Origin of the sequence: Arthrobacter sp. C2 (assembly GCA_024207135.1) — a bacterium.
GTDB lineage: Bacteria > Actinomycetota > Actinomycetes > Actinomycetales > Micrococcaceae > Paeniglutamicibacter.
Map to the genome: position 1 here is coordinate 1,170,386 of CP042428.1, position 13,511 is coordinate 1,183,896.

Consider the following 13,511-nt stretch of genomic DNA (forward strand, 5'->3'; position numbering starts at 1 on the left):
GCATCAGTGTTTTGTGAATATCTTCACAGGTATTTGGTTTCCTTGGAAGTTCGTGGCCTCTACGACAAAAATGCCAAAAGTGTTCTTTCCCCATCCTCCCGGAATGGGATCGATGCACCTGTCTGCACCGAGCGTGGTCTACGCTTCCTGAGCAACCTTTGAAGGACACGGAGCCTTGCTGCATTCCGTTGCGCGTTGCCCGAAAATCGGCGCACGCTTGCAAGGGCTCTCAGCAGCTGATTCCTGCCCCTGTCAAGATTTCACAGAGTTCAGCCGACTAGCGTATTCATATCCCATCGCCCCCGCCGGATTCTTGAGGTCCACCGATCTTTGCAACACGACGGAAACGACCTCTCTCGGCCACATCAGTCGTGCTTCCAAGAAGATCCCGCCCCGTCTCATACACGACGCCACTTTCGGGGCCTACGTCCTGATGCATGGCAACTGCGGCAACGAGCCTCGATGGCATGGCCACGATCCTCTCCGGGATCACGCTCAAGAATTACCGGCATGTGACGGCCTCCGAGCCGGGGCCCTTCGAAGCGACCTCAGGCGGGACTGTCAACGGCTCCGGAGAGCTGATTAGGCCCCGCGGACCGCGACCTCTCCCGGCTTCGCGTTCTCGGCGCCAAACACCAGGTAGCGGTTGGCAATTTTCTCGCTGAAGAACCGGTCGTGGCTGACGACAACCACGGCACCCGGGAAGTGAAGCAGCGCCCGTTCCATGACCTGCGTGCTCGACATGTCCAGGTGGTTCGTGGGCTCATCCAGGACCAGCACCGAGGCTCCCGAGAGCAGGCACATGGCCATAGCCACCCGGGAACGCTGGCCTCCCGAGAGGTTGCCAATGCGGTTCTTCAGATCGGCCTCGGAGAACTGGAACATGGCCAGGAAGCGGTTGACCGATTTCTTGGTGGCGGTGAAGGCCAAGGAATTGGGCATGGCGTTGACCGCGTGGGTCACGGTGTCCTCGTTATCCAGTTCCTCAAGGATCTGGTTGTAGGAAACGACCGCGGCGCCCTTGGTCCAGGTGACATAACCCGAATCCTGCTTTTCCTCCTCCGTCAGCACGCGCAGCAGCGTGGACTTGCCACTGCCGTTGGCACCGAGGATCACCAGGCGGTTGCCGCGACGCACCTCGAAGCTGAGATCGGTGAAGAGCGTCTTGTCCCCGTAGGACTTGGACAGGCCCTCCACCCGGCAGAGGGTGTCCTTGATGTGCAGGCCGCCGTAGATCTCAGTGATGATCTTGTCCACCGGGCGCGGGGCCCGCGACTTCTTGATCTTCGAAAGCTTGTTGTCCAGCCCCTTGCTGGCGGCCTTGGCCGCCTCGCGGCGGTCCGAGATACCTTCGGCCTCGAAGGCCAGAAGCTCTGACTCGTGGACGAACTGCGATTCGAGCGTCTTGAGCTTGAACTGCTTGGCCACCACGTACTGGGCAAAGTTTCCCGGGTACTCGTGGAGGTGGAAGTTCTCGACCTCAACGATCCGGGTGACCACCGAGTCCAGGAACTTGCGGTCGTGCGAGACGATGATCGCCGCACCTTGGAAGGACTTGAACCAGTTCTCCAGCCATTCAACGCCGGCAACATCAAGGAAGTTGGTCGGCTCGTCCAGCAGGAGCACATCGGGGTCCTCGAGCAGGATCTTCGCCAGCGCGGCACGGTTGCGCCAGCCGCCGGACAGGGAGTCAATGGGACAGGTGCGGTGGGCTTCGTCAAAGCCGAGTTTGGTGAGCACGGTGTCGATGGTGCGTGGGTAGTCCCAGCCATCCAATCGATCCATGGATTCAAAGAGCTCCGACTGGCGATGGATCAAACGTTCCATCTCGTCGGCCTTGGGATCGGCGGCAATGGCCTCATCGATCTCGGCAAGTTCCGCTTCGATGGCCTTGACCTCGCCAAAGAGCTCGTTGAGCACCTCTGAGATGGTGGCTCCACAGTTGAGTTCCGAGAACTGGGAGAAGTAGCCGATCTTGGTTCCCAGTTCCACGGCCACCGTCCCGGTGTCCGGCGATACCTGGTCCAGCACCAGCTTCAGCAGGGTCGACTTGCCCGAGCCGTTTCGCCCGATCAGGCCGACCCGGTCCCCGGCCTCGAGCTTGAAGAATGCCTCGCGCAGGATTTGGTTGTTTTCGAATCGAACGCTGACATCGTTTAGCCGGATCAAGCTCATGCTGGTGTGGTCCTATCAATAGCATCGGTGGTGGAATAGCGGGCACGTTCCCCATGCGGAGACCGCTCGGTGAAATGGACACGAGCCAATACCGCTAAACACCAACAACGATTCTACAAGGCTTGGTCGTTGGCTCCCTTCGAGCTCCTCCCCCAGCGGCTCAACATGATGGCGCGTTCCTGCTTCCAATGCCACACTGGAAGCAGGAGGCGTGCCGTGTCTGCAAACGAATTCACCGGTTCACGCGACAGTTCTGCCCACGAACAGCTCATCTGGGACTACATCGAGTCCCTGCCCGCCAGCGAGATCGACAACATCATCGGACGCGCCGAGCGCAAGGTCGAGAAGATCGCCTACGGCATGCACATGGCCGGGCGGCCGATCAGCCTCGAGATCCGCAAGCGCCTGATCCGCTCGGCCATCCTGCGCGAACTCAACACCCGCGCGGGATGACCCGGATTCTTTACTCTGCCTTCCAAAGATTATCTGTCGGGCACCGACCAGCTACCGCTACTTGGCATACGTCTCGGCATGGATGTGGTCCAGGTGTCTGGTTGTGTCGTTCCAGTTATTGGTGAACTGTTGGCCGTATTTGCCCGACTTCGAGTATTCTTCCCAGCCTTTTGCCGGTCCCAGCCAGATCTTGTCCTGCCAGATCAGGTAGCTGACGCGCAAGGATACCCGGTTGGCGATCAGGAAGTCGGCAATCTCGTCGCCGTTCCTGACGCCCTGGGCGGTCTTGTAGTTCTTGATCATGATGTCCGTGGCCAGGCCCTGGCTGTGGCCAGCGGAACCCGGGCGGACGCCGCCGTAGGACGAGACATAGTCCCCGAACCTAGCCTCGACCGCATTCATGATAGCCACTGTCTCCGGCTGCAGCGGAGCCAACGGTGTCTTGGTCAGGTACGCCTCAGAGATCCAGCCGGTACCGTGGCGCGAAATCACTCGCGCCCATTTGTCTCGGGATTCCAAGTAGGGCACCTTTTCCCCGGGCTTGATCGTGCCAAGCGTCGGATACACGGGGGAACTGCCCAAGCGTACGTTGACGGTTCCGGTGGCCCAGCGGTATTGGGTGACAGGCTTCGTTGGCGGGGCCGAGGTGGCGAGGTAAAGCGTGCTCACCCAACCCGTCCCCTTGCTGGTCTTGACGTTGGCCCAGACACCCGAGGAGCGACCAAGGAGCACCCTCTCCCCTACGGGGACGACTCCGATGGCGCCATGGTTGGTTCCGGCGCCCGAGCGCAGGTTCAGGTTTGCGGTGGTCCAGCGCGGGGAGGTGAAGGTGGTTTCATCGGGTTTGGGGGCAGGGGGCTTGGGTGCCGCGGTTGCCAGGTAGTCGGCGCTCACCCAACCTGTTCGTCCACCCACCTCGATATTGGCCCAGCCGCCGGAGGATGTGCCGAGCATGACCCGATCCCCCTTGGAAACCACTTCAATAACTCGGTGGTTGGTTCCGGGTCCCGAGCGGAGATTGACATTGGCTGTGGCCCAGCGCGTGACGTTGAAGGTCACCGGTGGCTTGGAGGGCAGAACCTGGTTCACCTTCGTGGACAAGCCCTTGGATTCCATCCAGCCAATGCCGGCGCTGGTCCTCACCTGCTGCCACGCACCCGAAGTGCGCAACCACTGCACCTTCGTGTTCATCGGCATCGCGATGATTGCCTTGCTGCTGGTGCTCGTGCCTGCGTAGGCTCGCTGGCTGCCGTTGACCCAACGATAGATCACCGCGGGGCTGGCCTTGCTCAGCGTGGATGACGGGACAAAACCGGTCTTCCCCGAGACAACGATCTTGGTCCAGGAACCGGACCTGCCGAGCACCTCGACCTTGGTCTGACGGTGGATCGTGACCAGATTCGCAGAGGAAGCAGAAGCCGCACTCTTCACCGTGGTGTACACGTTGACGTAGTTGTAGACCTTGGGCTTCGCGGGTGGCTTGATTGCCGCATTCGAGAGCGTGCTCGACGGCATCCAGCCAATGCCGGCGCTGGTGCGGACTTGCTGCCAGGACCCGGAGGTACGCAGCCAGGTGATCCTGGTGTTGTTTGCCAGTGTGCCAAGCTTCTTGCTGGAGGTCTTCGTGCTCTGGAAGACTGGCTGGTTGCCGTTTACCCACCGGTAAATGGCTGCGGGGTTCGATGCGCTGAGGGCACTGGACGGAACGAAACCCGTCTTTCCCGACACGACGACTTTGGTCCAGGAACCGGAGTTGCCGAGCACCTCGACCTTGGTCTGGCGGTGGATCGTCACGAGGTTGGCCGACGAGGCGGCCGCCTTGGCCTTCACCGTGGTGAATGCCTTGGTGTAGTTGTAGACCTTGGGCTTCGCCGGGGCCTTGATCGCCTTGGTGGCAAGCTTGCTTGATTGCATCCAACCAATGCCGGCGCTGGTGCGCACCTGCTGCCAGGACCCCGAGGTCCGCAACCATTGGATCCTGGTGTTGTTTGAGAGCGTGCCAATCTTCTTGCTGGTGGTCATGGTGGACTGGAAGACCGGCTGCTTGCCGTTCACCCAGCGATATATGGCCGCGGGGTTCGTCGTGCTCAGTGCGTTTGCGGGAACGAAACCGGTCTTCCCCGACACCTTGACCTTGTTCCAAGACCCGGTCTTGCCAAGCACCTCCACCTTGGTCTGGCGGTGGATCGAGAGCACGCTGGACGAGCTTGCCGCCGCCTTGGCCTTCACCGTGGTGAAGGCCTTGGTGTAGTTGTAGACCTTGGGCTTCGCGGGTGGCTTGATTGCCGCATTCGAGAGCTTGATCGACTGCATCCAGCCGATGCCAGCGCTGGTGCGCACCTGCTGCCAGGAACCCGAGGTCCGCAGCCACTGGATCCTGGTGTTGTTCGACAGTGTGCCTAGCTTCTTGCTGGTGGTCTTCGTGCCCTGGAAGACCGGCTGCTTGCCGTTCACCCAGCGGTAAATGGCCGCGGGATTCGATGCGCTGAGGCCACTGGACGGGACGAATCCGGTCTTGCCCAACACCCTGATCTTGGTCCAAGACCCGGTCTTGCCAACGACCTCCACCTTGGTCTGGCGGTGGATCGAGACCGCGTTGGCCGAGTTTGCGGTTGCCTTCGCCTTCACCGTGGTGAAGGCCTTGGTGTAGTTGTAAACCTTCGCCGTGGCCGCCGCGACAGGCTTGAGGAAGTTACCCGATACCCAGCCGGTTTTCGATTTGTAAGTGACCTGGTTCCAGATGCCACTGGTATTGAGGATTGTCAGCCTGGTGTTCTTAGGAATCACCAGAAGCGAGGCCGATTTCACATTGGTGGTCTTGCGGAGATTCAGGTTTGCCGTGGTCAGCTTGACCGGTTTCGCCTTGGCGGTGTTGATGCCGACCGACGCGATCGGCGCAAGCGGCTGTGCGGTGGCGATGCTGGTTGGCCCGCCAACCAGCGCAACGGCAAGGGCCAGCACTACTCCAAGGTGTTTACGCTGCAATGTGGGCTCCTGAAAAAGGGATGACGATCAAGGCATAACAGTACCCAAAAACGTCATGTCCGGGTTGATTTCCATGAAAATCTCCGTCCTTTCCTACAACATGCGCCGCACAGTGTCTTCGTGGTCAAGCGGCGCGGCAATTCACCGGCCATCAGCGGCCCGCTTTGCCGGTGGCTCGATCTCTGCCAAACCATTCCCAGCGGAGCAGGAAAGTTGATAAGTGAAGCCACTGCCCGCGGCACATCCAGGCTCCAGAAACATTATGGCTTGTCCAAAATGGAATGGGCGCGCTGCGTGTACGTGCTTCAAAGTCGTACCGGCAGCGCGCCCATGGCGAATCGCGTCAGCCCTGTCGGGCTTTCATGCGGGGGTTCTTCTTGTTGATGACAAAGACCTTGCCACGGCGTCGAACGACCTGGGCGCCGGGGATCTTCTTCAGCGAGCGGATGGAATTGCGCACTTTCATTCTTTTTCCTTTGGTAGGTGTTGCAGCAAAAAGGTTGGAGGCTAACGCGTTGGCGTCAGGCCAGGTCGGTGAGCCGGAGGGCATCCTCGAAATCCGGTGACCCCAGGATTTCGGCATCGGTGAGCTCGCAGGAGTGAAGGAGCGCCGCCAATTCAGCGATGTCGTTGCTGTCGCTTGTCAGAGCCACATGCGTGCGCGCCGTTTCCACACCCCATGTCCCCTGGTTTTCGATCCAAACGAACGGACCGGCGCCGCCAAGCACCACCTTGGTTTCCGGTGAATTGCCGATCCACAGCGTGCCTCGCAACCACACGCATCCCTCGGCTAGCCAGCCCAGCGCTTCCTTGAGCCGCCCCGGGTGCAATGGACGCCCAGCCAGCAGTTCAATAGTTGTGAATGGGCCGTCCTTGGCCATCTTCTCCTTGGAAGTGCCGGCAATGCGGACATGGACGTTTCCGGGTGTCGAACGCCGGCGAGCAGCCTCCGGCTCATGGGCATTGAGTGCAAGACCTTGGTCGGGGTGGATCACGGCCAGGTGCGGTCCCAGCTCCTCAAGCAGCTGGGCTCCGCGATGGAACAAGTCGCCTCCGGATTGGCAGCCGGGCGCCTCGGCCTCAAAGAGGTGGGCGAAGAACCCCTCGAGCAACAGCGCGGTGTCGGCAAAGGCGATTTCCTTGACGAGAAATTCCCCTGCGGTCCGCTCATCGTCTTGCACGCTACTGAGCCCCGCCTGCCAGAGGGTGCGGGAGTCCCACATCTGGTCTTCAAGCGCGGCCGGGTCCAATGCGAGACAGACCGAATCGATGTTTGTCCCGCGCGCGGCCAACAGCGGACCGAGAATTTCCAGCACCATGCCCGCGTTCACGCTTGGCGGCAGCCCCACGAAAACGTCCCTGGGTGCGGCGTCGAGGACTCGGGTCACCGTGGGCACCACGTCCAGCCTCACGGTGCAGGTGAGGCAGCCATGCTCCAGCGCAATTTCGGTGCGGTCGACTTCGACCGCACCGCGGGAAACACGACGCAGCACCCGTTCGCCCTCAAGCAAGTCGTGGCGAACCACGATGGCTTCGGGGCTGGTCGCCAGCAATGCGTCCAGTGCCTTGTCGCGGACGTGGGCTTCAAGCGAAGTTACAAGTATGAGAGTCACACCGACCACAGTAACTAATAATGATTCTCATTAGCAACTTGCGGGCAGCCGCGATCCTGTTTCCGGTTGGCCCCTTGGGCAAGTCGCACCATGGACACGAACGTTCCGCCTCGTCGAAGGACCGTTGCATCAATGTGGTTCGTGGTGCACCGGGACCACCACGACCGGCAGCGTCTGGTGGGCGATCACGCGGTGCGCGGTCGTTCCGTTGAGCAGTTCCGACAGCCTGGCGCCAACACCATGGTGCCGGGTTCCGACCACGATCATGCGCGCATGCAGCTCGCTGCCGAGCCGTGCCAGGGCCTTGCCGGGGTCCCCCGCCAGCACGCGGAGTGACCAGGAAATCTTTGAACCGGCCATGGCGCTGTCCAGTATCCGCAGGATGTCGCGTGCGTCCTCGGTCATGTCCTCGTCGATGTCCTGGGGGTGCAGCGAGTTGCCGCGGATGTCCTCCTTCAGTTCCCATTCGACCAGGTAGCTGTTGATCTCCACATAGGCAAAGACCAACGGCGCCCCCAGTCCCTCCGCCAGCGTCCTCGCCTCGAGCACCACGCGCCGTGGCTGCTTCGGCAGCACCCCGACGACGATCGGGCCCACTCCCCCGACGTTCGGCATTTCCTTGTCCATCTCGGCCTCCTTGCGTCGTTGCAATCCAACCTCTACCTATTTGGTATTTTCCGCCCATAGTCTCGGGAGAGGAACAGCAACTGGCCTCGACCTTCCCGCCGACCGCCCGCTTTTGTCCGGTGCCACGAACCACCAGTCACTCGGGGCTTGCCGCCCGTCCATGTGAACGCGGACAGAGCGACATGCACCATCGATACGTTGGGATTCCATGCGTGCACCGGCATTGTCCCGGGGCCCGTAATCGGCAGCATTTGCCCAACGGCGGATCTTGCCCGGGCGCGCATGGCTCTCGCATCCCCACATGAAGGAAGACATGACCCAGACCCAGATTCCGGTGGTCCGGTACAAACGGGGCCTTGCCTCGGCCGTACTGCTCGCCGTGCTCGGCGGGGCGTTTGCCGCACCCATTCCGTCCTTTGCCGCTTCGGCGGTTCCCACCGCCCCGGTCATCTCGACGACCGACACTACCTGGCAGTACCTTGATGATGGTTCGGATCGCCCTCATGTTCGCTGGATCCAGCGGAGCGATGGATGCATTCCGCAATAACGAAGTAACCGCTTAAGCCAAGGATCGCCCGACCTCGCGGTCGGGCGATCCTTGGCCTCTGGGCATCAAAGCAATTTCAAATCAGCCCCAGCTCCGCAAAAGCCGAGGCGATCCCGTCGCGATTCGGCGGAAGCGCCGTGCGGTCGGCCAGCTCCAGCAGCCCGGGATGCGAGCCCTCGATGGCCACCCCAAGCCCCGCGAAGGCCACCATTTCCAGGTCGTTTTCCCCGTCGCCGAAGGCGATGGTGTCCGCCTGGCTGATTCCCAGGTGGCCGATGGCCACGGCGACGCCGTCGGCCTTGCTGATGCCGCGCCGGAACAGCTCCCCCGTGTGGCGCCCTTCGTCGGCGATGGAGTTCTCGACCACGGCGACATCCTCGCCGATCTCGGCCGCAATGCTTCCCACCGAGAGCGGTGCCTCGAACACAGAGATCTTCGCGAAGGACGGCAGCTCGGGGATCGGCGCCAGGGAACCCAGGATTGCCGAGGAGCCGGCGGCCCGGCCGTCGGGGCGTTGGCTGAAGTGCGCCTCGATGATTTCCCGCAGCCGCTGTTCCGCGGCGCGAGGGACGTGGAGTGATTCCGGGGATTCCAGGACGTAAACCGCGTCATGGGCGTCGAGGGCCGCAAGGGTCCGTGCCGCCATCTCGTCCGGGAACCGGCGGTCCATGAGGATTTCTCCGCCCACCTCCACGTACGCGCCGGCGCTGGCCACCAGTCCGTCGAATCCGGCCTCCAGGATGTGTGCCGGAAGCATGGAGAGGGGACGGCCGGTGCAGAGCAGGACCTTGTGCCCGGCCGCGCGTGCCGCGCGGACCGCTTGCGCATGGGCTTCCGGGACCACCCCGTAATCGGCATAGGTGCCGTCGACATCGAGGAAGACGGCGTGGATGGTTTTTACGGGTGTTTGGGACATGGCGTGCATGCTCACCGAGTCTACCGGTGCCAGATGAACGCTTGGGTCCGGAGGATGCCCGGCGCCTTCCACCGCGGACCCGGGTCCGCCCATCAGGCCGGGACCGCACGCGATGCCAGGGCACCTGCCAGGCATTTTTCATAGAACGCCACGTGTTCGCCGACCATGCGGCGGATCCCGAAGGTGGTTTCCGTCGCCCGGCGGCAGTTCCCGCGGTCCAGCTGTGCGCACCCGGGCAGGGCTGCGGCCAGTGCCTTGGGCGTCTCACGCAGAAAGCCGGTGACTCCGTCAACCACGATCTCCGGGGCAGCGCCGCGCAACGTGCTGAGCACTGGGGTGCCGGTGGCCATGGCCTCGATCATGACCATGCCGAAGGGCTCGTCCCACTGCAACGGATTGAGCAGTGCAAAGGCGTCGCCCAGCAGGGCGAACTTTTCCGCGGCCCCCAGCTCGCCCACGTACTCGATGGTTCCGCCAAGCTCGGACCGGATGACCTGCTGGAAGTACTCCTGCTCCCCCGCGCTGCGCATCTTCGCCGCAATGCGCAGGGGCACCCCGGCGCGGCGTGCCACCCTGATGGCGGTCAACACGCCCTTGTTCGGGTGCATGCGGCCCAGGAAGCAGGCATAGCCGCCGCTCCCGGCACCCACCGGGATCTGCGTGGCATCGATGCCGTGGTGGATGACGCCGGACACCGCCACCCCCGTCGCCGTCATGGACTGGTGCCGGGAGATCGCCACCAGCGATGCGCATTGGGCCACGGCGGAATAGACGGGCAGGAAGCGGTCGTCCATGGCGTTGTGGGCCGTGGACACCACGGGGATCCGGTGCCCCGCCAGACGCAGCAGCGGGCCCGACAACGTGTGGTCGTGAATGATGTCCACCGCACCCAACTGCGCGTAGGCGTTGAGCACGTGCCGCAATTCGTCCTGGCCCCTGCCCAGGTGCCGGGGCTCGGGCGGCAGGCTTCCGGCCACCTGGGCCACCGGGCTGGTGCTGCCCGCCGCCGCGGCCAGCAACACCTCGTGCCCCAGCTCCGCCAGTCCGCGCGCCAGCAGGCCCACGACCGCTTCGGTGCCGCCGTAGCCTGCCGGCGGCACGGTGAGCCACGGCGGGGCGATAAGTCCAATGCGCATGGTTGTTCCCCTTTCCGTCCCGGCTCAGGCCGTGCCGGGCATGACATCGAGCATGTCCGCCAACGGCCCGCGCCGGCCGCGCCGCACTTCCAGGTCCTCCTTGACTCCCTCGAGGTGGAACCGGGTGCCGTTGGCGGTGAGGTTGATCTTGTTATCCCCCACGGTGATGTTGCGCAGGTGCACCTTGCCCCACTCGGCGGGCAGCACCGGGTCCAGGTAGAGCTTCCCCTCGGTCAGCACCGGATCCAGGCGCAGCATGACGCGCAGCAGGTGCATGGGCGCCGCGGCCGCCCACGCCTGTGGGGAGCATGAGGTGGGGTAGGGCACGGGCACCGGATGGCTGGAGCGGTCCAGGCCGCAGAAGAGCTCGGGCAATCGCCCGTCGTGGAACGCGGCGGCCTCCATCAGGGACGTCGCCACGCGCTGGGATTCGGCAACGAATCCATAGCGCATCAACCCGCCCGCGATGAGCGCATTCTCATGCGGCCACACCGATCCGTTGTGGTAGCTGGCCGGGTTGTAGGCCTTCATCCGGCTCGAGAGCGTGCGCACGCCCCACCCGGTGAACATCTCCGGGGACATCAGCGTCCTGGCCACCTGCGGCGCCTTGTCATGGTCCACGATTCCGCTCCACAGGCTGTGGCCCATGTTCGAGGCGCAGGAGTCCACCTGGCGCCCGTCCCCGTCGATGGCCAGGGCGAAGTAGCCGCGGTCGGCCATCCAGAACTTCTCGTTGAACCGGTCCTTGAGCCGCCGGGCCTTGGCGGCATAGTGCTGCGTCGTTTCCTCGTCGCCCGCTTGCTGGGCGATCAGCGCGCGGGCCAGGTAAGCGGTGTAGACGTAGCCCTGGACCTCGCACAGGGCCAGCGGGGCTTCGGCGACCCGGCCGTCGGCAAAGGTGACCCCGTCCCAGGAATCCTTCCAGCCCTGGTTGGCCAGGCCCGTGGGGGTGGAACGCCGGTAGGCCAGGAATCCGTGGGGGTCCTTCGCGCACGTGCGCTCGATCCAGCCCAGCGCCGCGTCGATGGCGGGCAGCAGCCGGTGCAGCGTCTGGCCACCGACTCCCCACCGGGTCAGCTCGCCGGCCACGGTGACAAACAGCGGCGTGGAATCGACCGAGCCGAAGTACGCGCCCGAGCTGCCCAGTTCCGGGGACTGCGAGGATCCCAGGCGCACCTCGTGCAGGATCTTGCCCGGCTCTTCCTCGGTCTGCGGGTTGGTCCCCGTGCCCTGGAGTTCGGCCAGCGCCTGGATGGTTCCCAGTGCCAGCGAGGAGTCCACGGAGAGCGAGAGGAACGAGGCCAGCAGGGAATCGCGCCCGAAGAGCGCCATGAACCACGGCGCCCCTGCGGCCACCACCACACGGCCATCGTGCGCGGCGTCGAAGATGCGAAGCGAGCCCAAATCCCGCCGCCCGGTCAGCAGCGCCCGGCCCACCTCGTAGTGTGCGACCTCAACGGAAGGCACTTGTTCCTTCCACTCGCGCTGGCGCACCGCCGGAAAACTGGCGGCCCCGGCTGCCTGCCCCATGCGCGCATCCTGCTCCGAGCCACGTCCGTCGATGGACGGTTCGATGGCCACCTCCGTCACCCATTCGCCCTGCGGCGGCAGCGCGATGCGGTACTCAAGCCCCCCGGGCGCCGCGACGGCCTGGTAATCGCGGATGCGGACCAGAAGCCGGTGGTCGCCGGCGGTCCCGCTGAATTCCAGCCCGTCCTTTCCGTGGTGCGACATCGAGCCGTCGCCCGCGCGGCGGATCCCGGCCTTGACGTCGAAGAGGTCGGCGAAGTCGGCACTGACCTCCAGCTGCACGGTGACGGCGAAGGTTTCATTGGAGTAGTTGTGCACCACGATGCGCTCGACCATGCCCCCGTCGAGGCTGCGGTGGCGTTCGACAATCACATGGCTTTCGGATTCCAGGGCGTTGCCGCCCACCCTGCCCACGAACATCGCCCGGTAGGGCTCAATCGCGGTGCCGGCCAGGGGCTCCACGTCCTTGCCGTTGACCCGCAGCCGCCAGCCGGAGACAAACCGGGTGTCGCGGAAGAAGAACCCGTGCGGTCGGGTGCCGTCCATGTCCCCGTTGGCGGCCGCCAACGCGAACGTGGTTCCATTCAGGATGGTGACGGCCCCGGGACCCGCCGACCGGGCGCCGACACCGGAGGTCCAGGCGCTGGTCATGTTCTTCCACTCCGACTTTTGCCCCCGCGATGCCGTGCGCCGCGGCCGGTGGGGAACGGTGCCTTCAGCCGATTGGCGGCAATGGCCGCGTTTGGTGCAGGGGTGTGCCTGTGGGAATGCATCATCAATGTCCATCGATCGTGCACGCTGCGGCCCGCTGCTTGACCTCACTTCACAGCCTAATCCGGCGGCCGCGTCCGGGGAAGAACTTTGCGCGGGTTCGCGGGCACCACCCTGGTACGTTGTTTTCCTTCCATGCCGGCGGCCTTGGCCGTAGGCTGGGCAGCAGCAGCGGACCCCGCCGGTACGGCACGATCCCGGTCCCATCCGGCGCACGATTCCAGGAGCATCCATGAACGATTTCCGGGGCGTCAGCCACCAGACGCTGTCCAACTACCTCAACCAGCACCTGCTGGGATCCGAGGGCGGGGTCAACGCCTTCCGCGCCGCGGCCGACACCTGGAAGGGCACGGCGCAGGAACCGATGCTGCTCTCGCTGGCCCGCCAGGTGATGGCAGACCAAGAGGACCTGCAAAACATGGTCCACCGGCTCGGCTACGGCGGGCACCCGCTGAAGCTCACCCTCAGCCATGCGGTGCGCGCCGTGGGTCGGGTGAACCCGGTGAACCTGCTGCGCAAGCGCAAGGCCGGCCTGGCGCAGGTGGAACTCGACGTGCTCATCGGCATGCTCAACGCCAAGCTGGCCATGTGGGACACGCTGCAGCTGGTGGCCGGCAAGGACCACCGCTTCGACACCGCCCTGCTGGGCGACCTCAAGGTGCGCGCCAACGACCAGATCACCCAGGTCAAGGAAATCATCGAGGCCACCTGGGAGGAACGCTTCTTCGCCGGATAGGCGTGCGGAAAGGAATCCCCGT

11 protein-coding genes are annotated in these 13,511 nt (G+C 63.9%); 3 read left to right on the forward strand and 8 right to left on the reverse strand.

The window, feature by feature from the left end; translation table 11 throughout:
- Positions 1-582 precede the first annotated feature (582 nt).
- A complete protein-coding gene (locus FPY90_RS05450; protein ID WP_498684306.1) occupies positions 583-2,175 on the reverse strand; it encodes an ABC-F family ATP-binding cassette domain-containing protein in 1,593 nt (530 codons plus the stop codon).
- A 216-nt stretch (positions 2,176-2,391) separates the two neighbouring features.
- On the opposite strand from FPY90_RS05450, the gene FPY90_RS05455 reads away from it, so the two are divergent.
- Positions 2,392-2,628, forward strand: coding sequence for a hypothetical protein (locus FPY90_RS05455; RefSeq protein WP_498684308.1), 237 nt, complete (start codon positions 2,392-2,394; stop codon positions 2,626-2,628).
- 57 nt (positions 2,629-2,685) lie between these two features.
- Here the strand turns inward: FPY90_RS05455 and FPY90_RS05460 are convergent, their stop codons facing one another.
- From FPY90_RS05460 to FPY90_RS05475, 4 genes are all read right to left on the reverse strand, one after another.
- Positions 2,686-5,589 carry an SH3 domain-containing protein gene (locus FPY90_RS05460; RefSeq protein WP_498684310.1) on the reverse strand — a complete coding sequence of 968 codons (2,904 nt, stop codon included), beginning with the start codon at positions 5,587-5,589 and terminating at the stop codon, positions 2,686-2,688.
- A gap of 367 nt (positions 5,590-5,956) precedes the next feature.
- The gene (ykgO, locus tag FPY90_RS05465; RefSeq protein WP_071216524.1) at positions 5,957-6,079 is read right to left on the reverse strand and encodes a type B 50S ribosomal protein L36; all 123 of its coding nucleotides are present in this window, start codon (positions 6,077-6,079) and stop codon (positions 5,957-5,959) included.
- Positions 6,080-6,134: 55 nt separating this feature from the next.
- Entirely contained in the window at positions 6,135-7,166 is a 1,032-nt protein-coding gene (locus tag FPY90_RS05470) for a GTP-binding protein (RefSeq protein WP_498684312.1), read from the reverse strand.
- 189 nt (positions 7,167-7,355) lie between these two features.
- A complete protein-coding gene (locus tag FPY90_RS05475) occupies positions 7,356-7,853 on the reverse strand; it encodes a universal stress protein (protein ID WP_498684315.1) in 498 nt (165 codons plus the stop codon).
- A 313-nt stretch (positions 7,854-8,166) separates the two neighbouring features.
- Here FPY90_RS05475 and FPY90_RS05480 point away from each other — a divergent pair, with 313 nt between their 5' ends.
- Positions 8,167-8,400, forward strand: a complete 234-nt coding sequence (locus tag FPY90_RS05480) for a hypothetical protein (protein WP_498684316.1) — start codon at positions 8,167-8,169, stop codon at positions 8,398-8,400.
- A gap of 76 nt (positions 8,401-8,476) precedes the next feature.
- Here FPY90_RS05480 and FPY90_RS05485 read toward each other — a convergent pair whose 3' ends face one another.
- From FPY90_RS05485 to FPY90_RS05495, 3 genes are all read right to left on the reverse strand, one after another.
- On the reverse strand, positions 8,477-9,316 hold the full coding sequence (locus FPY90_RS05485; protein ID WP_498684318.1) for an HAD-IIB family hydrolase: 840 nt from the start codon (positions 9,314-9,316) through the stop codon (positions 8,477-8,479).
- Positions 9,317-9,408: 92 nt separating this feature from the next.
- A complete protein-coding gene (locus tag FPY90_RS05490) occupies positions 9,409-10,452 on the reverse strand; it encodes a glycosyltransferase family 4 protein (RefSeq protein WP_498684321.1) in 1,044 nt (347 codons plus the stop codon).
- Between the two features lie 24 nt (positions 10,453-10,476).
- Entirely contained in the window at positions 10,477-12,633 is a 2,157-nt protein-coding gene (locus tag FPY90_RS05495) for an amylo-alpha-1,6-glucosidase (RefSeq protein WP_498684323.1), read from the reverse strand.
- Between the two features lie 352 nt (positions 12,634-12,985).
- Between FPY90_RS05495 and FPY90_RS05500 the strand changes: the two genes are divergently transcribed.
- On the forward strand, positions 12,986-13,489 hold the full coding sequence (locus tag FPY90_RS05500; RefSeq protein WP_498684324.1) for a hypothetical protein: 504 nt from the start codon (positions 12,986-12,988) through the stop codon (positions 13,487-13,489).
- Positions 13,490-13,511 lie beyond the last annotated feature (22 nt).